This window comes from Marinovum sp. (assembly GCF_034669705.1).
GTDB lineage: Bacteria > Pseudomonadota > Alphaproteobacteria > Rhodobacterales > Rhodobacteraceae > Marinovum.
Genome location: NZ_JAXMOR010000013.1, coordinates 1 through 26,803, shown reverse-complemented (window position 1 = coordinate 26,803; position 26,803 = coordinate 1). Strand labels below are relative to the sequence as shown.

Here is a 26,803-nt window from a genome sequence, read left to right as displayed (position 1 = left end):
ATGGCAAAACTGATCCTCCCCGTCTCGGGCGGCGCCACCGCGCCCCTCGAGATCACCGCCGGCCCGGTCCCCGCACCCGGCGGCGGCTGGACCCGCACCGCCTATGCGGCCGCCCACGTGGTGGCCGATCCGCTGGCCGAGGTCGACCCCGGCGATGGCGTCGCCGTCGACTGGGACCGCACGCTGGCCTTCCGCCAGCACCTCTGGTCGCTGGGGCTTGGCGTGGCCGAAGCAATGGACACCGCGCAGCGCGGCATGGGCCTTGACTGGCCGACCTCGCTCGAGCTGATCCAGCGCAGCATGGACGTGGCCCCAGAGGGCGCGCTGATCGCCAGCGGCGCCGGCACCGACCACCTGACGCCCGGGCCGGACGTGACCGTCGACGACGTGATCGCCGCCTACGAAATGCAATGCGAGGCGGTGGAAGCCACCGGGTCGCGCGTCATTCTGATGGCCAGCCGCGCGCTGGTGCAGGCGGCGAAATCGCCGGACGATTACGCGCGGGTCTATGGCCGCGTGCTTTCGGGGCTCAAGCAGCCGGCAATCCTGCACTGGCTGGGCGAGATGTTCGACCCGGCGCTGGCGGGCTACTGGGGCGACGCCGACCACATGAAGGCGATGGACACCTGCCTGTCGGTGATCGCCGAGAACGCCGACAAGATCGACGGCATCAAGATCTCGCTGCTCTCGGCCGAAAAGGAAATCGCCATGCGCCGCCGCCTGCCCGAAGGCGTGCTGATGTATACCGGCGACGACTTCAACTACCCCGAGCTGATCAAGGGCGACGATCAGGGCTATTCCCACGCGCTGCTCGGCATCTTCGATCCGATCGCGGGTGCGGCCTGTCGCGCGCTGAACGCGCTGGCCGAGGGCGACGACGCGGCCTATCACGCGACCTTCGATCCGACCGTGCCGCTCAGCCGGCATATTTTCAAGGCGCCGACACGGTTTTACAAGACCGGGGTGGTGTTCCTGGCCTACCTGATGGGTCATCAGGATCACTTCACCATGGTCGGCGGGCAGGAAAGCGCGCGTTCGACGCTCCACCTGGCCGAGGCGATCCGGCTGGCCAATGCGGCCCAGCTGTTTACCGACCCTGACGAGGTGGTGCGCCGTGCCACGCCGGTATTCCAGGCACGGGGGATCGGGGCATGAGAACGCTCACCGCATCCGACCTGTCTCTGAACACCGCCACGGTGTCGAAGCAATGGAGCCTCGAGGAATGTATCGAGGGCTGCCAGCGCCACGGCATCGGCGGCATCTCTCCCTGGCGCGACAAGCTGCAGGAATGCGGCGTGGACCGCGCGGCCAAGCTGATCCGCGACGCGGGCCTCGGCGTCTCCGGGCTTTGCCGCGGCGGCTGGTACACCGCCGAGGGCGCGCTGACGCAGAAGGTGATCGACGACAACAAGCGGGCCGTTGACGAGGCGGCCGCCATCGGGGCGGAGTGCCTTGTCATGGTGGTCGGCGGGTTGCCCGAGGGATCGAAAGACATCGTCGCCGCACGCGAGATCGTCACCGAGGGGTTGGGCAAGACGCTCGACTATGCCCGCACGCAAGGCGTCAAGATCGGCATCGAGCCGCTGCATCCGATGTATGCCGCCGACCGCGCCTGCGTGAACACAACCGGGCAGGCGCTGGATATCTGCGACCAGCTGGGCGACGGCATCGGCGTGGCGCTCGACGTCTATCACATCTGGTGGGATCCGGAGATCGCGGCGCAGATCGAGCGCGCCGGCAAGGAGCGTCTGCTCGCGTTCCATGTCTGCGACTGGATGAACCCGACGCAGGACATGCTGACCGATCGCGGCATGATGGGCGAGGGGGTGATCGACATCCCCGCCTTCCGCCAGATGGTCGAGGCACAGGGCTTTGACGGGCTGGTCGAGGTCGAGATCTTTTCGGCCGGGAACTGGTGGACAAAGCCGGGCGACGATGTGCTCAAGGCCATGGTCGCGGCGCTGCCGGTGATCTGACATGCCGGACGTCCGGACGGAAAAAAGCCCTCCCTGTCAACGACAGGGAGGGCTTTGGCATTCGTGCGAGTCGTTTAGCGGGTGCGGCCCTTGCCCCACATGTCGATGTTCGACCCGAGCGCCTGCTTGAGCGGGTCCGACGCCTGATCGAGCTTTTGCAGCACCTCTGGCGACAGCTCGACCTCGAGCAGCTTCTTCAGCCCGCGGCTCTGTTCGCCGTTGCGGGTGCCGACGATCACGCCGCCCACGGCAGGGCGCGACTTCAGCCAGCCGATGGCCAGCTCTTCCATGCTCAGACCGGTCTCATCGGTCATCTTCCACAGCGCGTCGAGCAGCTCTTGTCCGGCGTCCTCGGCACCGTCCTCGCCATGCACCGCCTCGGCCCATTTGGCGTGGTCGAACATCCGGGTGCGGGCGCGGTTGACCGGGAAATCCTGCAGCGATTTGTACTTGCCGGCCAGAAGCCCCTGCATCAGAGAGGAATAGCACATGATCGGCACGCCCGCGGCTGCGCACTTGGGCTGCACCTCGAACTCGATGGCGCGGTAGAACAGGTGATAGGGCAGCTGGTTGACCGAGATCTCGCCAAGCGCCAGCGCCTCGTCAAGATCGGCGCTGCCGAAGTTCGACACGCCGTAATGGCCGATCTTGCCATCGTCCTTCAAGGCCTTGAGCGCGCCCAGGGTCTCGGCCAGCGGCACCTCGCGGTTGGGCCAGTGCAGCATGTAGATGTCGATGTGATCGGTGCCGAGGTTCTTGAGGCTGCGTTCGCAGGCGGTGATCACGTCCTCCGGCGCGGCGTTGCGCTCGGCCACCTTCGAGGAGATCACGATCTCCTTGCGCTTGTCGCCAAGCGCGCGATGCAACAGCTGCTCGGAATAGCCCGCGCCATAGGCCTCGGCGGTGTCGAAGAAATTGATGCCGACGTCAAAGGCCGCGCGCAGCGCCTCGATGCTGTCGCTCTCTTCCTGCGCGCCAAAGGCGCCGGCGCCGCCCATGCAGCCATAAACGATGGGGCTGGTCGTCAGCCCGGTGTTTCCGAAAGTCTGGTTCACTGTCTTTACCTCAGAGTGAAAGTTGCGGTCAGGACCCGACCAGGTTGGGCAGGGTCAGCGAAATCGCCGGCACGAAGGTGATCAGCATCAGTGCCACGAAGATCGCGATGTAGAACGGCCAGATCGTGCGCACAGCCTTTTCCATCGGCAATCCACCGACGGCACAGCCGACGAAGAGGCAGGAGCCCACCGGCGGGGTGCAGAGGCCGAGGCCGAGGTTGACCAGCAGGATCATGCCGAACTGGTAGGGATCGACGCCGATGCTGTTGGCCACCGGCAGAAAGATCGGTGTGCAGATCAGGATCAGCGCCGCCATGTCCATGATCATCCCCAGCATCAGCAGCACGAGGTTGATCATCAGCAGGATCAGGATCGGGTTGTCGGTCAGCCCGGTCATCAGCTCGATGGTCAGGCTCGGCACCCGGTAGAAGGTGAGCATGTAGGCGAAAGCCGCGGCGCAGGCGATCAGGATCATCACCATCGAAGTGGTCTTGACCGAGGACGAGACCGCGATCTTGAAGTTCTCCCAGGTGATGTTGCGATAGACCAGCAGCGTCACCAGGAAGGCATAGATCGCGCCGAAAGCCCCGGATTCCGTGACGGTGAAGACGCCCGAGAGCACGCCGCCGACGATGATCACCGCCGTCATCAGGCCGGGGATGGCGCTGAAGAAGGTGAAGGCCAGCGCCTGCCAGCCCGGGAAGGTCTCGGCCCGGTAGCCGCGTTTGACCGCGACGATATAGGCCGCGGCGGCAAGGCAGAGGCACATCAGCACGCCCGGCACCACGCCGGCGAGGAACAGCTTGGAGATCGAGATGCCGCCGCCGGCGGCGATGGCGAAGATGATCATGTTGTGGCTGGGCGGAATGATGATCCCGGCGATCGAGGAGGTGACGGTGACGTTGACGGCGTAATCGGCGTCATAGCCCTTGTCCTTCATCACCGGCACCAGGATCGAGCCCAGCGCCGAGATGTCGGCGATGGCCGAACCCGAGATGCCGCCGAACAGCATCGAGGAAAAGACGTTGACGATGCCGAGCCCGCCGCGCACCGCACCGACCGCGGCCGAGGCAAACCGCACCAGCCGCATGGCGATGCCGCCATGAAACATCAGCTCGCCGGCGAAGATGAAGAAGGGGATGGCCATCAGCGAAAACACGTTGATGCCCGAGACGATGCGCTGAAAGCCGATCATCAGCGGCAGGCCCTCGTACCAGAAGGCGGCGATGGCCGAGATGCCGAGCGCGAAGGCCACCGGCGTGCCGATGACGACGCAGAAGGCAAACAGCCCGAGAAGCAAGAGAAGTCCCATGGGATTTTGCCTTTATTCGATCGAATCGACGCGGTGATCGCGGCCGAGGAAGACGCGCGTCAGATGGCCGAGGGAGAAGACGAGGATCAGCCCGCCGGCGATGGTCAGCGGCAAGGAGCGATAACCTTCGCTGATCTGGATCAGCGGGATCAGCGAGTTCCACTTGAACTGGGTGAGCAGCGCCCCGTACCAGAGCATCAGACCGCCGAAGAGCACCATGAAGATGTCCGACAGGATCACGAAGACGGTGCGCACGCGGGCGGGCACCATGGTGCGGAAGGCCACCACCGAGAGGTGGGTGTTCTCGCGCACGCCGACGGCGGCGCCGAGAAAGGCGATCAGCATCACCAGCAGCAGCGAGTATTGCTCGACCCAGGTGGGGGTGTCGTTCATCACGTAGCGGCCGAAGACCAGCCAGCCAAAGATCAGCGTCATCACCACCAGCGCCGCACCGGCCACCACGCGGCAGACCCAGACGATGGCATCGAAGACACGCTCGAGCGCGCGCAGGCCCTTGAGCAGTTCGGGGGTATCGTTCATTGCTTTTCTCCCGAAAAACGCCCGGCTCCATCCTTGGGCCGGGCGTTTCTGGATTTCTGTCAGTCAGGCGTTATTCGGTCGACTGGGCGAGCTCGACCAGCTTGCGCATGTCGGGGTTGGCGGCCAGGTAGTCGTCATAGACCGCGACCATGGCATCCTGGAACGGGGTCTTGTCGGCGATCTCGTTGACCGTGACGCCCGCTTCCTCGACATCCTTGCGCGCCTGTTCGGACTGTACCGCCCAGAGCTCGCGCTGGTAGAGACCGGCCTCTTCGGCGGCTGCGCGCACTTCGTCCTGCAGTTCGGGCGAGAGCGCCTCGAACTTGGTGGTGTTGACGCAGATGCATTCCGGGATGATCAGGTGCTCGGAGAGCGAATAGTTGGTGGTCACCTCGTAATGCGCCACGTTCTTGAACGAGGGGAAGTTGTTCTCGGCGCCGTCGACCACACCGGTCTTCAGCGACTGGTAGACCTCGCCAAAGGCCATCGGCGAGGGGTTGCCGCCCATGGCCGAGATCATCGCGGTGTAGAGATCGTTGTTCATCACCCGGATCTTCAGGCCGGCGACGTCGTCGGGCGTGTTGATCGGTTTCTGGGTGTAGAACGAGCGCGCGCCGGCATCAACCCAGGCCAGCGGCAGCAGGCCGGCCTCGGCCATCGCGTCAGAGACCATCTGGCCGGCTTCGCCGTCGAGCACGCGGAACATGTGCGGCACGCTCTTGAAGATGAACGGCAGCGAGACGAGGTTGGCCTCCTTCACCATCGGGCCGATCGGGCCGAGGTTGAAGTTGCCGACCTCGATGGCGCCCAGGCGCACCTGCTCGAGCGCATCGGGCTGGCTGCCAAGAACGCCGCCGTGGAACACCTCGATGGTGACCTCGCCGTCGGTCTTGTCCTCGACCAGCTCGGCGAAACGGTCCATCGCGGCGGTGTTCGGATGGCCGTCGCTGTGGATGTTCCAGGCGCGCCAGTTCTCGGCCGAGGCGGCCGTGGCGAGCAGTGCCGCGGCGGCCGCCGTGGCGAGAAGCGTGGTGGTGAATTTCTGGTACATGGTGTCCTCCCTTGGATATCGTAACCAGTTGATCCGATCCGCGACGGGGGCCGGTGGGCCGCCCGTCGCGGGTAACTTTGACAGGCCGCCACGAGCCAGCGGTGCGCCGGTTGTCGACTTGGCGGCGGCAGTCCTGTCGGAATTAGATTGCGTTGTGGCGCCAGGCTGCGACAGTCGCAGGACCGCTGGTCCTGCTGTCATCAGCCCGATGCTTTCCGCGGCCGTCCCCCCCGTGTCGCGTCACTCGTGACCGTGCGGCGCCCGTTGTTCTCCCCGGGGCACCTTGCGATCCTGTCTTGCTCCTAATGATTACTAGTATCCCAGTTAAGTCAAGATAAAATTTTCGGCATTGGACGATTCAGGTCTTGAACCGGGGCAGGGCATGCCGTCGCGAGTCCGCCTTTTGCGAGGGACACGGGACGGAAGGAACCTGCCTCGCCGCCGTGTCGGACCGGATCCGGGACCTTCTGCCGGGGCTTGCGGAGAGGCCCCTGAGCGGGGTCCGGCGCGCGGCCGCGCGTCGCGGCGATGCAGGCACGCAAAACGCCGCCGCAGGAAGCCCGCGACGGCGTTTTCACCGGTGCCGAATGGGTCAGATATCCAGCGTATGCGCCTTTTCCCAGCGCGAGAAATGCGACACGAAGGAGTTCCATTCCTGCCGCTTGAGCTTCAGATAAGCCGAGGAGAACGCCTCGCCCATCATGGACTTCAATGCCGCGTCCTTGTCGTAATCGCGCAGCGCGTCGAGCATGTTGAGCGGCAATTTCGGCGCGCCCTTCACCTTGTGGCCCTCGGCGTACATGTCGATGTCCCAGCGCTTGCCGGGGTCGGCCTTGGAGCGTACGCCGCTGAGACCGGCGGCGATGATCACCGCCTGCAGCAGGTAGGGGTTCACCGCGCCGTCTGGCAGGCGCAACTCGAAGCGGCCGGGGCCGGGGACGCGCACCATGTGGGTGCGGTTGTTGCCGGTCCAGGTCACGGTATTGGGCGCCCAGGTCGCCCCCGACATGGTGCGCGGCGCGTTGATGCGTTTGTAGGAGTTCACCGTCGGGTTGGTGATCGCGGCCAGCGCGCTGGCGTGTTTCATGATGCCGCCGAGGAAGTGCTTGCCCTTCTCCGACAGGCCCAGTTGCGCCGTCGGGCTGTCGCCCTTTTCGCCGGCAAAGACGTTCTTCTTCGATGCCTTGCCCGGCGCATCCCAGACCGAGATATGCGCGTGACAGCCGTTGCCGGTCAGCCCCTCGACGGGCTTGGGCATGAAGGTGGCGCGGAAGCCGTGCTTTTCGGCCACCGACTTGGTCATGAACTTGAAGAAGGAGTGCTTGTCGGCGGTCTTCAGGACGTCGTCGAAATCCCAGTTCATCTCGAACTGGCCATTGGCGTCCTCGTGGTCATTCTGGTAGGGGCCCCAGCCCATTTCCAGCATGTAGTCGCAGATCTCGCGCACCACGTCATAGCGGCGCATCACCGCCTGTTGGTCGTAGCAGGGCTTGTCGGCGGTATCGAACTCGTCGCTGATCTGCTCGCCGTCCGGCGTCAGCAGGAAGAACTCGGCCTCGATGCCGGTCTTGACGTGCATGCCCTCCTGCGCGGCCTCGTTGATCAGCCGGCGCAGCACGTTGCGCGGCGCCTGCGCCACGTCCTCGCCTTCCATGACGCAGTTAGCGGCGACCCAGGCGACCTCTGGCTTCCACGGCAGCTGGATCACCGACGAGGGGTCGGGCACCGCCAGCATGTCGGGATGCGCCGGCGTCATGTCGAGATGGGTGGCAAAGCCTGCAAATCCCGCGCCGTTCTCCTGCATGTCGGCGATCGCCTGCGTCGGCACCAGCTTGGCGCGCTGTCCGCCGAACAGGTCGGTAAAGGAAATCATGAAGTACTTGATGTCGCGCTCGGCGGCGTACTCGGCGAGGTTGGTCTGCGCGTCGGGCGCCACTTGATCTCGGGGCATGTGATCTTGATCCTCTCTGTCGAAGTCATCTCGGTGTCCGTTCAGGCCGGCACCCGCTTTGCAAAGCGGCGCGACCCGGGTGGGGCCGCGCCGCGCGTGTTTCAGAACCCTGCCTTGCCGGGGTACCAGTCGGTGCCGGCCAGCGGCACCCTGGCCATGGCCGCGGCCTCCATGGTCAGCGCGCAGAGGTCCTCCGGCTCGAGGTTGTGCAGGTGGTTGTGGCCGCAGGCCCGCGCGATCGTCTGCGCCTCCAGCGTCAGCACCTTGAGGTAGTTCTTCAGCCGCCGGCCGCCTTCGATCGGATCGAACCGTGCCATCAGCTCCGGGTCCTGGGTGGTGATGCCGGCCGGGTCGCGGCCCTCCTGCCAGTCGTCATAGGCGCCGGCGGTGGTGCCGAGCTTCTGGTACTCTGCCTCCCACTTCGGATCATTGTCCCCCAGCGCGATCAGCGCGGCGGTGCCGATGGCGACCGCGTCCGCGCCCAGGGCGATCGCCTTGGCCACGTCGGCGCCGGTGCGGATGCCGCCAGAGACGATCAGCTGGACCTCTCGGTGCAGCCCCTGGTCCTGCAGCGCCTGAACGGCAGGGCGGATGCAGGCCAGCGTCGGCAGGCCGACATGTTCGATGAAGACGTCCTGCGTCGCCGCGGTGCCGCCCTGCATGCCGTCGAGAACCACGACGTCCGCCCCGGCCTTGATCGCCAGCGTGGTGTCGTAATAGGGCCGGGTGCCGCCGATCTTGACGTAGATCGGCACCTTCCAGCCGGTGATTTCGCGGATTTCGAGGATCTTGATTTCCAGATCGTCAGGTCCGGTCCAGTCCGGGTGACGGCAGGCCGAGCGCTGGTCGATGCCCTTGGGCAGGTTGCGCATGCCCGCCACGCGGTCGCTGATCTTCTGACCCAGCAACATGCCGCCGCCACCGGGCTTGGCGCCCTGGCCGACGACGATCTCGATCGCATCGGCGCGGCGCAGGTCGCGCGGGTTCATGCCGTAGCGCGAAGGCAGGTACTGGTAGACCAGCGTCTTGGAGTGGCCGCGCTCTTCCTCTGTCATGCCGCCGTCGCCGGTGGTGGTCGAGGTGCCGGCGGCGCTGGCGCCACGGCCCAGGGCTTCCTTGGCGGGGCCGGACAGGGCCCCGAAGCTCATGCCGGCAATGGTGACCGGGGTGTCCAGCACGACGGGATTTTTGGCGAAGCGGGTGCCAAGGGTCACCTTGGTCTCGCATTTCTCGCGGTAGCCTTCGAGCGGGTAGCGCGAGATCGAGGCGCCGAGAAACAGCAGGTCGTCGAAATGCGGCACCCGGCGTTTCGCACCGCCACCGCGGATGTCATAGATGCCGGTGGCCGCGGCGCGGCGGATCTCGGCGTTGATCGGGTTGGTGAAGGTCTCGGACTGGATCGGTTCGGTCCGCGGGATGGCCGGTGTTGTCTGGTCTTTCATGTCCATCTCCTCAGTAGGCGGACGCGTTGTCGACGTCGAAGTTGTAGAGCTTGCGGGCCGAACCGTAGCGTTTGAACTCTTCCGGCTTGGCATCCGCCCCGGCACGCTCCAGCAGGTCGCGCAGGATCTCGATGTGTTCGGGGCGCATCTCCTTCTCGATGCAGTCGGCGCCGAGGCTCTTGACGCTGCCGCGCACGAAGAGCCGGGCCTCGTAGAGCGAATCCCCCAGCGCGTCGCCGGCATCGCCCAGCACCACGAGGTTGCCGGATTGGGCCATAAAGGCCGACATGTGGCCGATGTTGCCATGTACCACGATGTCGATGCCCTTCATCGAGATGCCGCAGCGCGAGCTGGCATTGCCCTTGATGACGAGCAGCCCGCCATGACCGGTCGCCCCGGCATACTGGCTGGCGTCGCCCTCGACGATCACCTTGCCCGACATCATGTTCTCGGCCACGCCCGGCCCGGCGGAGCCATGCACATGCACCGTGGCCTGGCTGTTCATCCCGGCGCAGTAATAGCCGGTGGAGCCCATGACCCTGACCTCGATCGGCGCGTCGAGGCCGACGGCGATGGCATGGCTGCCGCGCGCGTTGACCACTTCCCACGCGGTCTGGTTGGTGGTTTCCGCCTGCGCGTGCAGGGCCTCGTTCAGGGCGCGGAGCCCCTGCGCTTCCAAGTCGAATCTCTGCATGTCAGTGGTTCCAGAAGTAGACGGTTGCGGGCTCGGGCTCCCAGACGCGGGCGTCTTCGATGCCCGGCAGGTTGACGAGGGCGCGGTATTCGCTGCCGAAGGCGACGTATTGATCGGTCTCGGCCATCACTGCGGGCTTGCAGGCGATCGGGTCGCGCACAACGCCGAAGCCGTCCTTGGTGCCGACGACAAAGGTGAAGAACCCGTCGAGATCGGCGAGGCTGCTTTCCAGCGCTTCCCCGAGGCTCGACCCGGTCTGCATTTTCCAGGTCAGGTAGGCGGCGCCGACCTCGGTGTCGTTCATCGTCTCGATGTGGATGCCCTCGCGGCGCAGCTTGCGGCGCAACGAGTTGTGGTTGGACAGCGATCCGTTGTGCACGAGGCACTGGTCCATCCCGGTCGAGAACGGGTGCGCGCCCATCGTGGTGACGGCGGATTCGGTGGCCATGCGGGTGTGGCCGATGCCATGGCTGCCGCTCATCTGCGACAGGGCAAAGCGGGCGGCCACGTCCTTGGGCAGGCCGACTTCCTTGTAGATCTCCATGGTCTCGCCGCTGCTCATGACCTTGGCGGCCGGGCGCAGTTCCGGCAGCGCCTGACGGGCCTCGGCCACCTTGTCGGCGGGCAGGGTCAGCACGATGTGGCTGTCCTTGACGGTGCCGGTGACGCCGGCCGCGATCGCCAGACCGAGATCCTCGGCCAAGGTCGCGAAATCGGTTCCGGGGTCATCCGATTGCACGGTCAGCTTGGCCGCACCGGCGTTCTGGCCGCCGTAGATCGCGATGCCGGCACTGTCGGGGCCGCGGTCGGTCATGGTGACCAGCATGTCGGTCAGCAAGCTGCCGAGCTGCGGCTCCAGCGACCTGTCCTTGATGAATAATCCAACGATTCCGCACATGGCGCAGACCCTTCTTGTTGCCTCTGGCCGGACGCTATCACCGACCCGTCGCCCCCTCAACTCATAAGAAACTTTTTTGCATTTGGGGAATAATTCCGCCGAACAGGGGTCGCGACGGCGCGACGCGGTCAAATTCCAAGCGTTCCTCGGCCGACATGCACGATTCATGAGCGGCCGAAGATCTTCCCGCGCGGCCACGGCCGGAACGACCCGCGCCCTATTGGCGCCGGCAACCCCGTCGCGGACCTGCGGCGCGAGTCAGTTGGCTTGCGGATAGGAGATGATCGACAGGTAGCGGATCGGCAGCCGCACCAGCCCCTCGGGCCCATGCGGCGCATCGGCGTCAAAGAACAGCGTGTCGCCGGGCTCGAGCCTGAAGACCTCGGAGCCATGGCGGTAATCCACCGTGCCTTCGAGCATGTAGATCGTCTCGATCCCCTCGTGCTGAAACGTCGGAAACACGTCGGAGGTCTCTGACAGGGTAATCAGATAGGGTTCGACCATCACCCCGCTGGCGTTCGATCCGATATGGCCGAGCAGGTTGTACTGGTGGCCCGCGCGGGTGCCCTCGCGCTCCATCTCGACGCCACGGCCGGACCTTGTATGCACCGCCGAGCGCTTTTCCTCGAACCGCCGCAGAAAGGCGGTCAGCGGCACGCTGAGCACATGCGACAGGGTCTGCAGGGTGTTGAGCGAGGGCGAGGTATTGCCGTTCTCGATCTTGGACAGCATGCCGATCGACAATCCGCTGGCCCGGGCCAGATCGGCGACCGTCATGTTCTGCTGCTTGCGATAGGCGCGGACCTCGCGGCCGATCGCGACCTCGAGGTTCTTTTCACGCTCTTCGCCAACACGGTGGGGATCCTGCGTCAGGGCCTTGCGCGATCTTGCTGCGTCCGTTGTCTGCTGTACCATCTACCACACATCCTCAACAGGCGTCCGGCACTGCCGGCGCGACGACCGGGGTTGACCCGCGCCAAGTTTCCTCTCAGGAATACCGTAATGACCAGAGGTGAAAACACAACCACTTTGGGGTTTCTCATTTTCCCCGGCTTTCCGATGTCCTGTCTGACTTCGGCGATCGAGCCCCTGCGCGCGGCGAACGAGATTTCCGGTCAGGACGCGTTTCGCTGGAAGCTGATCGGCGAGACCGGCGCGCGGGTGAAATCCAGCGCCGACATCTGGTTCGACCCGGATCAGGCGCTGAGTGACGACCTGACGCTCGACTACCTGTTCCTGCTCTCAGGACCCTTGGCGCGGTTCGATACGCCGCGGCCCTCGAACGGCCGGCTGCGCAGCCTGAGCCGGCACGGCGTGCGGGTCGGCGGGGTCAGCGGCGGGGTGTTTCCGCTGGCGCGCTCGGGCCTGCTCGACGGCCATGTCTGTTCCGTCCACTGGTGTTACGAGGCCGCCTTTGCCGCGGAATTCCCCGAGATGCGGGTGGAGAGCGACGTGATCATCATCGACCGCGACCGGCTGACCGTGTCGGGGGCGGCGGCGGTGTTCGACCTGATGCTCAGCCTGATCGACGAGAAGCTGGGCGAGGAGGTAACGACCGAGGTCGCCTGCTGGTTTCAGCATCCGCTGATGCGTGGCCAAGGCGTGCGGCAGAAGGTGCCGACCCTGCGCCGCGAAAGCACCTCTGACATGCTGCCGCCGACGGTGGCGCAGGCGGTGCGGATCTTCGGCGACCATATCGAGGACCCGGTGAACGTCGATGATGTGGCGCGGATGGTGGGGCTCTCGCCGCGCCAGCTCGAGCGGAACTTCAAGGCGGCCACGGGGCAGAGCCCGTCGCGCTACTACCGCAACCTGCGGATGAATGCGGCGCGGCAACTGGTGCTTTATTCCAACGACAGCATGTCGAGCATCGCCGCGGCGGTGGGCTACGGCGCCACCGCGCCGCTGGTGCGGCAATACCGCGAGGCCTTTGGCACCACGCCCAAGGAGGACAGGCAGAAGATCAACCTGTTCCGGGTGGAGAAGAACCGACCGATCCCGTCATGAGCGCCGGTGCGGAGCCGCGCATCGCCGGGCCGCGGTGCGGCGACCCGACGGCGCATGTGGCAGTTCATATAGGCAAGCCCGTAGACTTAGGAGCCGGAGCGCTGCGGGCGGCCAAATTGCCGGACCTGGGGGCGGCGTCATGCCGAAGGCATGCCACCGGCATGACGATGCGCGGCGGGCTTTCAGCCCGCTGTTAGTGCGCTGGGTGGCAGACGGCGACGGGAGCATGAAGCTGGTCTCGCGCAAACAATGAGCGACAGGCTCTAGCTCGCAGTTGAGGCGCTTGAGGGCAGACTCCGTCGACGGCGCAAAGCCAAAACTGCGCTCCGGCTGTGTGCCTCCGTCGTGATGCCAGCAATTGACGCGCTGGGTGACAGATGCCGCCGGCGGAACAGAACTGCCACCCCACCAGTCAAATCGCGCTCTTCGCCGCGCCCACCAGTGCGTGATGCAGGCTGCCGGCCGAGGACCGTGGGCCCAGCACGCTGAAATGCCCGGTGCCGCGACGGATCAGGAAGCAGCCCAGGTGCTCGATCCGCGTTCGCGTTACCGCTCCGACCGCCATGGCGCGACTGTCGGCGTTGCAGCAAAGCTCCAGCACGTCATGGCACCGCACCCCCTCCAGGTCAAACCGCACCCAGCCGTCGCTCTGCTCGGTGACCGACCCGGCCGACCCGACAGCCGCCTTGACCTGCGCCGCGAGATCCTCGTGGCTGGCGTGCGGCGCTTCGATCATCCACTGCTCCGGCCCGATCCAGAACACCCCGAAAGGCGCCACCCCGCCGCAACATCCGACCTCTGGCAGGCCAGCGCCCAGAAACCGCGCGGCCGCCTCAGCCAGCTCAGCCTCGCGCCCCAGCCGCGCCGCCAGTGAGGCCAGCGCCCAATCCGGGCATTCCGATATCCGCAGCCCGTCGAAATCATCGATCTGCGCTGTTGCCCCGCCAAGCGCGGTCACTGCGATCATGTCATGCACGGAGACGGTCCCCCTCTGGATCGACGAAATGGGCCGAGACCACCTCGACCTCGATGTTCTGGCCGGTCAGCGGGCTGACCAGGCGCAGGGTCTCGCCCATGCGCTCGGAGCCGGATTTCAGATAGCCGATGCCGATATGGCTGTTCAGGATCGGCGAATAGCAGGCCGAGGTGACATAGCCCTGGTCATGCGCCGCATCGACCGGACCGTCCTTGTTCATCAGGTGCCCACCGGCGGTGACCTTGTCCTCGGCCACCTTCGGCCGCAAGCCGACCAGCGCCAGCGCGTCGTCGGCGTTCAGCCCCGCGCGCTCCGACAGGGTCGAGCCGATGGCGTCCTTCTTTTTCGACACCATCCGCCCCATGCCGAGGTTGAGCGCCGTGGTCGTGCCGTTCAGTTCGTTGCCGGCTGCATGGCCCTTCTCGATCCGCATCACGCCGAGCGCCTCGGTGCCATAGGGCACCACGTCGAATTCCTCGCCGGCCTGCATCAACTTGCGGATCAAGGCATCGCCATAGCGCGTCGGCACCGCGATCTCGAAGGCCAGCTCGCCGGAGAAGGAGATGCGGAACAACCGGGCGCGCAGACCGCCGCAGACGGTGACTTCGCCGCAGCCCATGAAGGGGAAGGCCTCGTTCGAGATGTCCACCTCTGGATCGACGATCTTCTGCAACAGCTTGCGGCTGTTCGGCCCCGCGACGGCGTATTGCGCCCAGGCCTCGGTGGTGGAGATCAGCTGCACGTCCATGTCGGGAAACAGGCACTGGCGCACGAATTCGAGGTGGCGATAGACGCTGACTGCGTTGGCGGTGGTGGTCGTCACCACGAAATGATCCTCGGCCAGCCGCGCGGCGGTGCCGTCGTCCATCACGATGCCATCCTCGCGCAGCATCACGCCATAGCGGGTCTTGCCGACCGCCAGCTTGGCGAAACCGTTGGCATAGACCGTGTTGAGGAACTCCGCCGCATCAGTGCCCTGCACATCGATCTTGCCCAGCGTGGTCACGTCGCAGACCCCCACCGAGCTGCGCACCGCGCGCACCTCGCGGTCGACGCTCTCGCGCCAGGTGGTCTCGCCGGGGCGGGGGAACCACTGGGCGCGCAGCCAGTTGCCGGTCTCGACAAAGACCGCGCCCTGTTCGGTGGCCCACCTGTGGCTGGGGGTTTCGCGCACCGGGTGGAAGTTTTCACCGCGCGACCGGCCACCGAGGGTGCCCATGGAGACAGGGGTGTAGGGCGGGCGAAAGATCGTGGTGCCGACCTCCGGGATGGTCTTGCCGGCGAGTTCCGCCATGATGGCGAGGCCGCCCATGTTCGAGGTCTTGCCCTGGTCGGTCGCCATGCCCAGCGTGGTGTAACGCTTGAGGTGCTCGACCGAGCGGAAGTTTTCCTGATGCGCCAGCTTCACGTCCTTGACGGTGACGTCGTTCTGCTGGTCGAGCCAGGCGCGGCCCTTGCCGGCAACATACCAGAAGGGCTTGAGGTTGACAGGCGCATCCTCGGCGCGGGGAAGGGGGGCCTTGTCGGCTTTGATCCCGAGCGTGTCCAGTGCGGCGACAGCGCCATCCGCGCCGGTGGCGAGCGCGGCATGGGTCGAGAAGGCGCCCATGGCGGCCCCGGCCACGCTCTGGCCCTGTGGCAGCGCGCCGCCGGGGACGAAGGCGGCAATGGCTTCGTTCCAGACCGGACGACCGCGCTGGTGGCAGGTCAGATGCACGTTGGGGTTCCAGCCGCCCGACACCCCAAGCGCGCCGCATTCGATCATCCGCTCCGCGCCGTCGGCCTGCCGCAGCTTGACGAAGGTGAGACCCAGCCGACCGGAGGTGTCCACCACCTGCGCGCCGGCCAGAAGCTCGCAATCGGCGATCCGCGGCGCGTCGGGGCGAACGTCGATCACGGCCGCGACCTTCACACCCTTGGCCATCAGGTCCACGGCGGTGCGATGACCGTCGTCGTTGTTGGTGAAGACCGCGACCTTCTGCGCCGGCGTCGCGGCCCAGCGGTTGGCATAGGCGCGCATCGCGCCGGCCAGCATGATGCCGGGGCGGTCGTTGTTCTCGAAAGCAATCGGCCGCTCGATGGCCCCGGCACAAAGCAGGGTCCGTTTCGCATAGATCCGCCAGAGGATCTGCCGCGGCTTTCCGGCGGCAGGCACGGGCAGGTGGTCCGAGACCCGCTCGACCGCGCCATGGATGCCGTGGTCGAAGGCGCCGATCACCGTGGTGCGGGGCATGCAGCGGACGTTGTCCATGCTGTGCAGTTCCGCCACGGCAGCCGCGGCCCAGTCGGCCCCCGCGGTGTCGTCGATGCCGAAGGTCTCGGCGTTCAGCCGTCCGCCCATGGCGAAATCCTCGTCGGCGAGGATCACCCGCGCGCCCGTCCGGCCTGCGGTCAGTGCGGCAGAAAGGCCCGCCGGACCGGCGCCGACGATCAGCAGGTCGCAGTGCAAAAAGCCCTTGTCGTACTGGTCCGGGTCCGCCTGCAGCGACAGCGAGCCGAGGCCCGCGGCCTTGCGGATCACTGGCTCGTAGAGCTTTTCCCAGAAGGCGGCGGGCCACATGAAGGTCTTGTAGTAGAAGCCGGCGGTGAGGAAGTTCGAGAACCGGTCATTGATCGCCATCGCGTCGTGCTTGAGCGTGGGCCAGCGGTTCTGGCTGTTGGCCTCGAGCCCGTCAAACAGCTCGGCGGTGGTGGCGCGGGTGTTGGGCTCTTGCCGGGCGCCGGTGCGCAGCTCGACCAGCGCGTTGGGCTCTTCGCTGCCCGAGGTCAGCACGCCGCGGGGGCGGTGATACTTGAACGACCGGCCCATCAGCCGCACGCCGTTGGCCAGCAGCGCCGAGGCCAGCGTGTCGCCCGGATGGCCCCGATAGGTCTTGCCATCGAAGGTGAAGGACAGGGTACGCGAGGTGTCGATCTGGCCGCCGGACAGGCGGTTGACCTGTGTCGCGCCCTTCGACGGTCCGGTCTGTGCGTCGGCTGCGCCCTTGAAGCGCTGGAGGTTCAGCGACAGGCCCTTGGCCCCGTCACGAAGATGGTCTGTAAACGTCATTTGCTGCGCCCCCGGCTGCGGGCCACGTCGCGGGCCAGTTCAACCGATGTGATTTCATGGGTCACGGTATTGCGGGTCACCACCAGCCAGCTGCGGTCGCCCATCTCGTGGAACCACAACTCGCGGTGAACGCCCGCCGGATTGTCGCGCAGGTAGAGGTAGTCGTGGAATTGGTCCACGGCATCCTCGGCCTGCCAGTCGGGGCGGTCGATCAGGGATGCGTCGCCGAGATAGGTGAACTCCTGCGCGTCACGCGGACCGAGGAGGGGGTGGTCGATCATCATCTTTCAGATCCTCTGTTCGCATCTCGAACCGCAAATCCGGTTCCCGCTTTTGCTGAGATACCCACGGTCAATGCAGGTTGGGCTGCGCGCCCACGCCTTTTTCATCGATCATCAGCCCGCGGCGGAAGCGGTCGAAGCGATAGGCGGTGGCGGTTTCATGCGGGGTGTCGGTGGCCAGCAGATGCGCGTAGCACATGCCCGAGGCCGGCGTCGCCTTGAAGCCGCCGTAGCACCAGCCGCCGTTGAAGTAGAGCCCGTCGACATCGGTCCGGTCGATGATCGGCGAGCCGTCCATCGACATGTCCATCACCCCGCCCCACATCCGCAGCAGCCGCGCGCGGCCCAGCGCCGGGATCAGCGCCATGCCGCTCTCGCAGACATCTTCGACCGCGGGCAGGTTGCCGCGCTGGGCATAGGAATTGTAGCCGTCGAGATCGCCGCCGAAGACCAGCCCGCCCTTGTCGGACTGGCTGCAATAGAAGTGCCCGGCACCGAAGGTGATGACCCCCGGCAGCACCGGCTTCAGCCCCTCCGAGACGAAGGCCTGCAAGACGTGGCTCTCGATCGGCAGGCGCATGCCGGCGAGCGCCATGACGCGGCTCGACGATCCGGCGACGCAGGAAGCGACCTTGCCGGCCCCGATGAAACCGCGCGAGGTCTCGACGCCCTTGCAGACCCCGTCCTCGATGCGGAAACCGGTGACCTCGCAGTTCTGGATGATGTCGACGCCGTGGCTGTCGGCGCCCCGCGCATAGCCCCAGGCCACCGCGTCATGGCGCACCGTGCCGCCGCGATGCTGGGCCAGCCCGCCCTTGATGGGAAAGCGGGCGTTGTCGAAATCGAGAAACGGATAGCGCTCGCGGATCTGGCCGACGCTGAGCATCTCGGCATCGGCGCCATTGAGGATCATCGCATTGCCGCGGCGGACGAAGGCGTCGCGCTGGCCGTCGTTGTGATAGAGGTTGAGGATGCCGCGCTGGCTGACCATTGCGTTGTAGTTCAACTCCTGCTCCAGACCTTCCCAGAGCTTCAGCGAGAATTCATAGAACGGCTCGTTGCCGTCGAGCAGGTAGTTCGAACGGATGATCGTGGTGTTGCGACCGACGTTGCCGCCGCCAATCCAGCCTTTTTCCAGCACCGCGATGCGTTTCCCGCCGAAGTGCTTGGCCAGGTAATAGGCCGTCGCCAGCCCGTGCCCGCCGCCGCCGATGATGACGGTGTCATAGCTCTTCTGCGGCTCGGGATCGCGCCACGCCGGGCCCCAGCCTCTGTGGCCGGTCAGGGCTTCCTTGATCACTCGCAGACCTGAATACTTCATCGCGACCTCGCTCGTTTGCGACACCAGAATGCAGGATTTCGCAGCAGTGCAGGAGGCCGGGATCGGACGAGAAGCTGTTCAAACCCGACATTCGCTGTCTGGTTGGGGCGTTTGGCTGATGCGTTTTGCGGAGTCGCGGGCATGACATGGGGAGGGTGATCGCACTGTACCGTGGGCGGTTGACCCATGTTTGCGTTTTGCGAGTTGGTGGCTCGAACGCCCGATGCGGCCCGCATGGAGCGGCATTCTGCGATACGATTTGGTGATCTAAGGCGAAAAGTGGCAGCCCGTAGGGGAGTCCCACCCGCGGGCTAAGTAATTGATTTTTAAGGGCCTGGTGTCCCACGCAACTGCTCAGCTTGGCACAGGGAAATCAATAGCTTGCCAGCAAGGTGGCCCACGGGGTTGCAAGGTTTGAAGAGTGGTCAAATTGCCGGGTTCCCGAAACTTGGCGAGCATGAACATAAGTATTCGGCAAGGCTTCCCTGCTTACGCCAAATTCGCGACGCGCCATGGCCTATTCCATATGGTGCTGAGCAATTCACCGGGCAGGAAAAAGATCGCCTAAAGCCTTCACATTCAATACGCGAACGCCCTTCATAACCAACTTAAGGTGTGCATGCGGCCGCTCAAAGGCCCCCCGTCGAAAAACCTCGATGGCGACATCGACTGGTATTTCTTCGCAGGAAAAGCGCGCCTGACGGCGTCCTTCTCGGCCTGTTGGCCGGCTTGACCAACAAGCTAAAGAACCCGAGCGCATTCCGGGATTCGCTGGGTCATCAGGACGACTCGTGCGCGCAGCGAGCAGACCGCCCGGGTTGGCGGTCTGCCATATGGTGCCGGATTGCGGATGATGGGCCTGATTTCCGCGGTGAAGCTCCGCGGTATGCGCTGCGGGCTTTTGTCAGAGGGTGGTTTCGGCCCCTTAGGTGACAAATCCTGAAAAATCGCCGCCCCAGAGATCGTAGCTCGCTTCGTCCGATCCGAAGTCGAGGAACGATGTGTCGGCGCCGTTATTTTCGGGGATCATCAGGAAGGGATCACCCGCCAGCGATGTGCCCAAGTGTCCTCCGGGGCCGCCGGTGTCGAACAGCGTTGCTGTGTCGGCGGTGCTTTCGATCGAGAACACAAGCTGGTCGAGATCGATCTCATCCGCCGACACGCCTTTCAGCCGAAGCGTCGCGTCCCCCGCCTGAATCTCGACGCCATTCCTGGTCTCGCGCCAGACAAAGTCGTCAATCGTGCTATTTACGAGATCGGCCAGCGTTTCGCCGCCAAAGCCCTCGGGCATCGCGACGTCGAATTCGGTGAAGACAAGGAGATCGTCACGACTGAAATCGGTGATCCGGGCCTGGACGTTCGGGTCGTCGGTATCTGCGGTGGAGTCGACGATGAAAATGTCATTGCCCTTGCCGCCCTTGGCAACGTCCTGCCCGCTGGAGAGGATCAGCACGTCGTTGCCCCTGCCGCCATCGGCGCGGTCATTGCCGGTGCCGAGGATCAGCAGATCGTTGTCGTTTCCCCCCGACAGCCTGTCATTGTCGGCGCCGCCGATCAGCAGGTCGTTGCCCGTGCCGCCCTTGAACAGGTCATCGCCGTCGCCGCCATTGGCTGCATCGTTGCCACCGCCGAGCTTGAAGCGGTCGCCGAAATCAGAGCCGGTGGCCCAGTCATCGCCCTTGCTGCCCTTCATGTCGATCCGGGTGTCGCCCAGAAGCGGATCAAAGAGCGTGCCAGTGCTCATCCCCCATGAGCCGAAGCCCAGCGGCTGCGGCTCGGCATAGATCCCCTGCCAGACCACATCGCCGTCGTCGACGACGGTCAGACCGGTGGCGTGAACCTCGCCGGCGATGGTGGTGTAATCGATGCGCAACTCCATGGTGCCTGCATCCGTGCTCATCAGCGCGGTGCCCTCGGGGCCGAGCTCCATGGTGCCCGCATCCGTCATTAACGCGGTGCCCTCAGCGCCGAACTCCAGGGTGCCCATATCCGTGGTCATCAGCGCGGTGCCCTCAGCGCCGAACTCCGTGGTGCCTGCATCTGCGGTCATCAGCGCGGTGCCCACGGGGCCGAGCTCCATGGTGGTGCCATCTGCGGTCATCAGCCCCTGTTCCAGCGCGTCGAACAGCTCCGCGATGTTGGCCCCGCCCTTGTCGCGGACGGAAATAGTCAAAGTATTCGGCATGTTCACATCCCCCTCTGAAGATAGGTCTCACTGCTCCGCAGCCGGTCATATCCCGCTATTGTCGCGAAGACCCCGAGCTGTCCGTCATCCGGGCCAAGCACCCTGGCCGGGGCTTCCATCACTTTCTGGTCCATCACAATTCCTTTCGCTGAACATGCGTGTATCATCAAGTAAGACCCACCCGGTGAGTCGTGTCAATATTCGGCGAACACATATGTCCAGCGAAAGTGGATCCTATACCAAGCGCAAGCGCGCCGAAGGTGAAGCCGAAACCCGGGCCCGCATCGCCCAGGCCGCGGTCGATCTGCACGGCAGCGTCGGCCCGGCGTTCACGACGATCAGCGCGGTTGCAGAGAGGGCCAATGTCCGGCGCGCCACGGTCTACAGGCATTTCCCGGATGAGACGGCCCTGTTCGCGGCATGCTCGAGCCGTTGGCTGTCTCAGAACCCTCTTCCGGATGCCGGGCAACTGCGCCACATCACTGGCGGTCATGAGCGCCTCACCACTGTGCTCGATCTGATCTATTCCTATTATCGGCCGAATGCGCAGATGCTCGCCAACGTGATCCGGCACGCAGAGGGGTCTCCGGCGCTCAAGGAAACCCTCACGGGTTTTGCCAAATGGTTGGAAGATATTCGTGGTGTATTGCATGCGGGGTTTGGCGTGCCAAAAGCGCAAGCCACAGACCTTCAGCGGGCTGCCATAGCTCACGCGTCCAGCTTTTTGACGTGGCGGGAGCTCTGCTGCGATCAAGACCTCTCTGACGCAGACGCTCGCGACTTGATGTGCCGATTGGTTCGGGCAACCTTTGGTCAAGGTTGCTGAACACTAAGTGGGGCGTCGAAGATCGTGTTGGTCAGGTGGGCGCCGCTGCTTCTGCGCGCACGTCGTGCGGTCGGCCGACGACGGCTTGGTTGCTTTAAAACGGTGCAGTCCGCGCGGACTGGCTCGCTTTGCCCCCTTGGGTATTGTGCCGGCGACATTGGTATGTATGCCATACCGCGCATACACCGGCTCGCACAGTCCGCCACCACGCTCTGCGGACATCCCCAACGTTTCTGTTGCTTCTAAGATGTTTTGAAGTGGCGCACAGGTATTTCGGTCGAGATCGAATCAGTCGATTGGCAGGCTTTCCTCCGCTTACGGCGTAACCTTTCTCTCCAATTACGGGAAAAGAAGCTGGCTGTTTACTCGCCAGAAACAAACAGAATCAATTTAGACCAAAATGCGGAAATAACTTGGCAAAATAACTTATTAGCCTTTTCCTATACGGCAGGGAAGACCGGGTCGGATAATGATATGGAAGCTGACAGTCCGCCTGGTAATGCAGTTGGTTTTCGACAGCTCGGAATTCAAAAGGTGAGTGTCCAAAATGAAGTATGCGAAGAATTTTACCACTGTGAATGAGCCCGACGACGGCTGTGAAAACGGCGCAGGTTCTAAGGTAACCCCAGTCGGCCATCAGGAGGACAGCACCGGCCACCAGAACGGCGTCGGCCATGACCACGAGAGCACCGGATATGCCAACGGCTCGGGCCATCAGAAATTCCACGGCGACGATGACTGTGAGAAGGATGAAGCGGACCTCAAGCATGCCATTTTCGAAGACCCGGAGGACGACTGGCCCGACGACAGCTGCGAAAGCGGCGCAGGTGCCAAGGCGACCCCAGTCGGCCATCAGGAGGACAGCACCGGCCACCAGAACGGCGTCGGCCATGACCACGAGAGCATCGGATATGCCAATGGCCTGGGCCATCAGAAATTCCACGCCAACGATGACTGTGAGAAAGACGAGGTTGCGGAGATTTTCGACGCTTTGTTCTCTCTCCCGCCCCTCCCCGAAAATGACGCGTCTGCCGAACTGCAAGATGACGATGACTGGGAGGTGGTCATCTTCGCATAAAGATCACGGAGGCGGCCTCATTGCGCCGAGGAGGACGGCTCTGGCCCACCTTCTTAGTGTGGTCGAGCCGGTATCAATCGCGGCCGCGCTGGAGGGGCAACTTAAACTTCGGATGGTCCCCGCTCTTGCCTCCGCTACAGGCGAAGGGCGTGGGCCATGCAAGTTCGTCATCTTTCTAACTGGGATCGCCACGATGGCAGCGTCACCACTCTCATGTGCGCATCGGCCCATCTGACCCGCCTCGCCAGATGACGCCATCGCGAACGTCTTCCTCAAGGCGAAAAGCAGCTACGGCCTGACCGCGAGATGCTCCGCTACTTCTCTGACAGGGTAGCGCCGCCTGGTTATCTGCGCGACCGTCGCGAATTCATCGCTAAACTTGCTCCCGCTCATCATGGTCTCCTGGCCACAAAACTGGCGAAAAAGGGCATCCACGATACACGGGGATATTCAGTGGCACGACATCGGCGCATCCTCACCGAAACCTCAAGAGTGTGGTTCTCGCGGCGCACTGAAAAACCGGACAGCCTGACCAACCCAATTAACCCCCTGTTTCCTCAAGATGGCGCTATAGTAAGTCGCAAAAAACAAGGGGCAGAGCCGTGTCAGTCTATATTTCCGAGGTCAGCTGGAGCAACAGCGGCAGCCCCAGTTTCGTAGAGATCGCTGTGCCCGCGGGCACCGACGTCAGCGGCTACACCTTGGTCGTCTACAAAGCCAACGGACACGTGGACGCCACCTACACCTTTGGCGCGGCGGATTCGAGCATCGCCGGGCAGGACGTCTACTCCATCCAGAACGCGCCGACAGGAAACTTTCCGGTCACCGGCACCGATGCCTTTGCTCTGGTGGATGATACCGGGACCGTTCTGCAATTCGTCTCCCAAAGCTCTGGAACCACCGCGACGCAGGGCCCGGCGTCCGGTCTCACCGCTACCGATATCGGTCAGGCACCCGGCGGCACTTCTCTGCAATCCGATGACGGCGGGGCCACCTACTACCAGCAGGCAGACGAGAATCCAGGGACCGTCCCCTGTTATGCGCCAGGCACGCTCATCGCCACGGCGCAGGGGCCGCGCAGGATCGAAACCTTACGGACCGGGGACCTTGTAAGCACTCTGGACCACGGCCCCTTGCCGGTGAGATGGGTGCGGCAGGCGGATCAGCCACTGGAAGACGCGCCGCGCGACGCAAAGCCTGTAATGATCCGGCGCAGCGCCTTCGGGCCGGGCTGTCCCTCGCACGACCTGGTCGTCTCGCCACAGCATCGGATACTGGTTGGCGGCGAGGGGCAGTTGCCACACCTCTTCGACCGGCCTTGTCTTGTTCCTGCCAAGGCGCTGACAGACCTGCCCGGCATCCGCACAATGATGGGCAAGCGCGACATGACCTGGGTTCATTTTGCTTTCGACAGTCACGAGATCGTCTTCGCCAACGGTTGCCTTTCGGAATCCCTTCTGCTCGGTCCCATGGTCCTTGCCCACATGACCAGAGCACAGCAACGCAGCTTCAGGGGGCAGCGTGATCCTGCCATGGACCGAGGTTCGGCGCTCAACGGACCGCCGGCACGAGACTGCATGAAAGTCGCCACCGTCAGAGAGCGCGTGGCGCAAATGAAGCAGGAGCAGTCGGTGCGGGCATAGGGCCTGCGCGGTGGCTTCGCTCTGTCCGGGAGCCGACCACTCGACACATTGCCGCTTCATTCCGGACGCGGTTCCGCCACGTTCCCGTGATTAGTTACGATACCCGCAAAATTTTACAAGTCACGGTGACGCCAATGCAATACACGAGTTATCTCCAGAGGTTCAAGAGCGACGAAACCGGCTCCTATTCTGTCGAGGCGGCCTTGTGGTTGCCGATCTTCACCTTGATCATCGCCCTGACAATCGACGTCTCGTCGATGTATCACAAGCAGAGCCAGATATCCCTTGCGGTCAACGAGGCGAATCGGGCCTACGCGACCGGACGATACCTGTCTCTTCCCGAGGTCGAGACCCATGTGCGCAGCGAAATGGGCCTGTCTGCCGCGAACGCGGCGATCACGACCAGCCGGGAGGGCGAATACGTTCTCACTCAGGTCAGCGTGCCCTCCAAGGACCTGATGACGATGAAATTTTTCGACGCGTTCAATCCCGTTGATGTCGCGGTTGCCTATCGGCAGCTGGTCGAATGGTGATCTCTATGGGCAGGACTCAGGCACAGGCCCGCGGCTTCCTCCACGCCGAGGGCGGATCGATGACGACGGGCGCTGTGATCATGTTTTTTGCCGCGCTTGCGTTCAGTAGCGTTGCGGTGGACTTCATGCGCCGTGACGACAGCCGGGTGCGCCTGCAGCTTGCCACGGACACCGTGGCCCATGCCGCGCTTGTCGCGCGTCAGACGCGCGACGCCCCGAGCGCCAGAGCGGCCGCGCTGCAAATCGCCGGGCCGAATGTAGGCACGGTCGGAAAAGGTCGCGCGATCAATGCCGGGGATATCAAGTTCGGCACCTGGGACGATACAACACGTCTCTTTGCCCCCGACCCGAATGCCAGAAACGCCGTGCAAGCCAGCGCCCTCTACGGCCAGGCCCGCAACAACTACCTTCGCGGTCTCCTGACGCGTCTTGTCGGGTTCGCCGGTTTTGAAGTCGAGGCTTCCAGCGTCTTTCGCACCAAGAGCCACCAGTGCGCGCGCAGCGGAATGCTCGCCGAGAACCATATAAGATTCTCGGGGAACAACGAATTCGGCCCCTATTATTGCATCCATTCCGACAACACGATGCAGTTCGTGAACCACACGGTGTTCGGCGCCCACGCCGAAGTGACGCTCCCGGTCCTGGCCAATCTGGCCTCCGGGCAGGAAACCGGCCTCGATGCAGCGCGTCGCGTGCGTCCTGCCTGGCTCGATGTGCCCCGCATGATCGATGACTTCGAGGCAAGCCTTGAGGGCAAAGGCGCGCTCGACATCCCGATTTCGGCTGCCACGCTCCCGGTTGAGATGCATCAGCTTGGCACCTCACTCTCGAACCCGGTCACCCCTCAGACCTTGTCGTCCGGAGCCTTCTATGACGTGACCTGCGGTCAGGGCGGCGGGAAACTCAAGTTTGTCGCCGGACTCTATCAGAACCTTGGCATCCGCACCGACTGCGCAATCCAGATGCCCTCCGGCGTCGCCTTCGAGAACGTTGTGATCTACCAGGAAAACACGGACATTAAGGCATTCAGCGCAGCCAATGGTGTCCGCTTCGGTGCCATCGACGGCTGCGACCCTGCGAACAACGCGATTCTGGTCACCCGAGGCGGCATCTCGGTGGCTTCGGGGTTCGAGCTGCACGGCAGCGCGGTTCTGGCCGCCGGACCGATCCATTTTGCGGCCGATGCGGGCACCATGGACGGTGCAGTTGTCATATCGGGCGACGAAATCCGAGGCACGTCCAACTCCTCCTTCGGGACCTGCGACCACGACTTGGGGCTCGGCCTTTACAGCTATCAGATGGTGGACTGAGTAGGACGACTCCGCGACGCGGAAGAAAGCAACTGTTGCAGGGCATTGCGAAGCGGCCGAACCTGGGCCAGCATCGCCTCTCTGTTCGCCATCGCGAAGATCAACGGTGTCAAACCTTGGATTGCCATTTGTTCGCACGCCCAAGTCAAATGCGGGCGCGCGAATCCAGCTCGCTTCAAACTTCTCCATCACCAGAGCGCTATTCTGATTCCGGAACTCATTGGCCGCAAAGGCCCCCTTCGATTTGCGGTGCTTCACAAGCAGGTGCTTAACTGCACCGACTTTCAGGCATCTGCGCGCGGGTGAGCCGTTCGACGCTGTATCAGGCGCTGGGGAATTTTCATTAGCCGGGCTCAGTTGACGTTCCAATGACAGGCAACCCGAGGGATTTACGATCACTTGGGCGTCTGATCCTCTCGTCCAATAAACGCTGTAGCTTTTCGGATTTCTCGCCATGCACATCGTCAAGTAGTTGAAGGATCGCGGCTCCGTAGATGATCTTGCGCCTTGTGGCGTCTCGGCGCTCGTTTTTCCGTGCAATTGCTTGCATGTGAACCGGCGTGCAATTTTGACCCCGTAGAGGGGTGATCGGCGTCCAAAAATGACCCCCTTACACTGATGTGGATGATGCCCCCGAGATCATCGGGGAGCACAGTGTGGGATGTTGGTCGTGGA

At 64.1% G+C, this 26,803-nt stretch carries 22 protein-coding genes; 8 read left to right on the top strand and 14 right to left on the bottom strand.

Annotated features, from left to right (window positions below; translation table 11 throughout):
- Together VOI27_RS11000 and VOI27_RS10995 are read left to right on the top strand one after the other, a co-directional pair.
- Entirely contained in the window at positions 1-1,155 is a 1,155-nt protein-coding gene (locus VOI27_RS11000; RefSeq protein WP_323765395.1) for a dihydrodipicolinate synthase family protein, read from the top strand.
- The gene (locus VOI27_RS10995; protein ID WP_323765394.1) at positions 1,152-1,976 is read left to right on the top strand and encodes a sugar phosphate isomerase/epimerase family protein; all 825 of its coding nucleotides are present in this window, start codon (positions 1,152-1,154) and stop codon (positions 1,974-1,976) included. The genes VOI27_RS11000 and VOI27_RS10995 overlap by 4 nt, the downstream gene beginning before the upstream one ends.
- Positions 1,977-2,050: 74 nt before the next feature.
- Here VOI27_RS10995 and VOI27_RS10990 read toward each other — a convergent pair whose 3' ends face one another.
- The 9 genes from VOI27_RS10990 to VOI27_RS10950 all read right to left on the bottom strand — a co-directional run bounded on the left by VOI27_RS10990 (position 2,051) and on the right by VOI27_RS10950 (position 11,834).
- On the bottom strand, positions 2,051-3,031 hold the full coding sequence (locus VOI27_RS10990) for an aldo/keto reductase (protein ID WP_323765393.1): 981 nt from the start codon (positions 3,029-3,031) through the stop codon (positions 2,051-2,053).
- A gap of 28 nt (positions 3,032-3,059) precedes the next feature.
- Positions 3,060-4,343 (bottom strand): TRAP transporter large permease, encoded by a 1,284-nt coding sequence (locus VOI27_RS10985; RefSeq protein WP_323765392.1) that lies wholly within the window; start codon positions 4,341-4,343, stop codon positions 3,060-3,062.
- A 12-nt stretch (positions 4,344-4,355) separates the two neighbouring features.
- A complete protein-coding gene (locus VOI27_RS10980; RefSeq protein WP_323765391.1) occupies positions 4,356-4,883 on the bottom strand; it encodes a TRAP transporter small permease in 528 nt (175 codons plus the stop codon).
- Between the two features lie 70 nt (positions 4,884-4,953).
- The gene (locus VOI27_RS10975) at positions 4,954-5,934 is read right to left on the bottom strand and encodes a TRAP transporter substrate-binding protein (RefSeq protein ID WP_323765390.1); all 981 of its coding nucleotides are present in this window, start codon (positions 5,932-5,934) and stop codon (positions 4,954-4,956) included.
- Positions 5,935-6,526: 592 nt separating this feature from the next.
- Entirely contained in the window at positions 6,527-7,885 is a 1,359-nt protein-coding gene (glnT, locus tag VOI27_RS10970; protein WP_323765389.1) for a type III glutamate--ammonia ligase, read from the bottom strand.
- A 101-nt stretch (positions 7,886-7,986) separates the two neighbouring features.
- Positions 7,987-9,327, bottom strand: coding sequence for an FMN-binding glutamate synthase family protein (locus VOI27_RS10965; RefSeq protein ID WP_323765388.1), 1,341 nt, complete (start codon positions 9,325-9,327; stop codon positions 7,987-7,989).
- A gap of 10 nt (positions 9,328-9,337) precedes the next feature.
- Positions 9,338-10,021 carry a GXGXG domain-containing protein gene (locus tag VOI27_RS10960; protein ID WP_323765387.1) on the bottom strand — a complete coding sequence of 228 codons (684 nt, stop codon included), beginning with the start codon at positions 10,019-10,021 and terminating at the stop codon, positions 9,338-9,340.
- Position 10,022: 1 nt separating this feature from the next.
- Complete coding sequence (locus tag VOI27_RS10955) at positions 10,023-10,919, bottom strand: glutamine amidotransferase family protein (RefSeq protein ID WP_323765386.1); 897 nt, start codon at positions 10,917-10,919, stop codon at positions 10,023-10,025.
- A 258-nt stretch (positions 10,920-11,177) separates the two neighbouring features.
- A complete protein-coding gene (locus VOI27_RS10950; RefSeq protein WP_323765385.1) occupies positions 11,178-11,834 on the bottom strand; it encodes an XRE family transcriptional regulator in 657 nt (218 codons plus the stop codon).
- 87 nt (positions 11,835-11,921) lie between these two features.
- Between VOI27_RS10950 and VOI27_RS10945 the strand changes: the two genes are divergently transcribed.
- Positions 11,922-12,926, top strand: a complete 1,005-nt coding sequence (locus VOI27_RS10945) for a GlxA family transcriptional regulator (RefSeq protein ID WP_323765384.1) — start codon at positions 11,922-11,924, stop codon at positions 12,924-12,926.
- A gap of 412 nt (positions 12,927-13,338) precedes the next feature.
- Here the strand turns inward: VOI27_RS10945 and VOI27_RS10940 are convergent, their stop codons facing one another.
- From VOI27_RS10940 to VOI27_RS10920, 5 genes are all read right to left on the bottom strand, one after another.
- Positions 13,339-13,893 carry a sarcosine oxidase, gamma subunit gene (locus tag VOI27_RS10940; protein ID WP_323765473.1) on the bottom strand — a complete coding sequence of 185 codons (555 nt, stop codon included), beginning with the start codon at positions 13,891-13,893 and terminating at the stop codon, positions 13,339-13,341.
- 1 nt (position 13,894) lies between these two features.
- Positions 13,895-16,951, bottom strand: a complete 3,057-nt coding sequence (locus VOI27_RS10935; protein ID WP_323765383.1) for a sarcosine oxidase subunit alpha family protein — start codon at positions 16,949-16,951, stop codon at positions 13,895-13,897.
- Complete coding sequence (locus VOI27_RS10930) at positions 16,948-17,235, bottom strand: sarcosine oxidase subunit delta (RefSeq protein ID WP_323765382.1); 288 nt, start codon at positions 17,233-17,235, stop codon at positions 16,948-16,950. Before VOI27_RS10930 ends, VOI27_RS10935 begins: the two co-directional genes overlap by 4 nt.
- A 67-nt stretch (positions 17,236-17,302) precedes the next feature.
- Positions 17,303-18,553, bottom strand: coding sequence for a sarcosine oxidase subunit beta family protein (locus tag VOI27_RS10925; RefSeq protein WP_323765381.1), 1,251 nt, complete (start codon positions 18,551-18,553; stop codon positions 17,303-17,305).
- Between the two features lie 925 nt (positions 18,554-19,478).
- Positions 19,479-20,738, bottom strand: a complete 1,260-nt coding sequence (locus tag VOI27_RS10920; protein WP_323765380.1) for a hypothetical protein — start codon at positions 20,736-20,738, stop codon at positions 19,479-19,481.
- A 214-nt stretch (positions 20,739-20,952) separates the two neighbouring features.
- Here VOI27_RS10920 and VOI27_RS10915 point away from each other — a divergent pair, with 214 nt between their 5' ends.
- The 5 genes from VOI27_RS10915 (at position 20,953) to VOI27_RS10895 (ending at position 26,128) form a co-directional block, all read left to right on the top strand.
- Positions 20,953-21,564, top strand: a complete 612-nt coding sequence (locus VOI27_RS10915) for a TetR/AcrR family transcriptional regulator (protein ID WP_323765379.1) — start codon at positions 20,953-20,955, stop codon at positions 21,562-21,564.
- A gap of 547 nt (positions 21,565-22,111) precedes the next feature.
- Complete coding sequence (locus tag VOI27_RS10910) at positions 22,112-22,642, top strand: hypothetical protein (RefSeq protein ID WP_323765378.1); 531 nt, start codon at positions 22,112-22,114, stop codon at positions 22,640-22,642.
- Between the two features lie 602 nt (positions 22,643-23,244).
- Positions 23,245-24,285 carry a Hint domain-containing protein gene (locus VOI27_RS10905; protein WP_323765377.1) on the top strand — a complete coding sequence of 347 codons (1,041 nt, stop codon included), beginning with the start codon at positions 23,245-23,247 and terminating at the stop codon, positions 24,283-24,285.
- 134 nt (positions 24,286-24,419) lie between these two features.
- Positions 24,420-24,818 (top strand): TadE/TadG family type IV pilus assembly protein, encoded by a 399-nt coding sequence (locus tag VOI27_RS10900; protein WP_323765376.1) that lies wholly within the window; start codon positions 24,420-24,422, stop codon positions 24,816-24,818.
- Positions 24,812-26,128, top strand: a complete 1,317-nt coding sequence (locus VOI27_RS10895) for a hypothetical protein (RefSeq protein ID WP_323765375.1) — start codon at positions 24,812-24,814, stop codon at positions 26,126-26,128. The genes VOI27_RS10900 and VOI27_RS10895 overlap by 7 nt, the downstream gene beginning before the upstream one ends.
- The last annotated feature ends 675 nt before the right edge of the window (positions 26,129-26,803 follow it).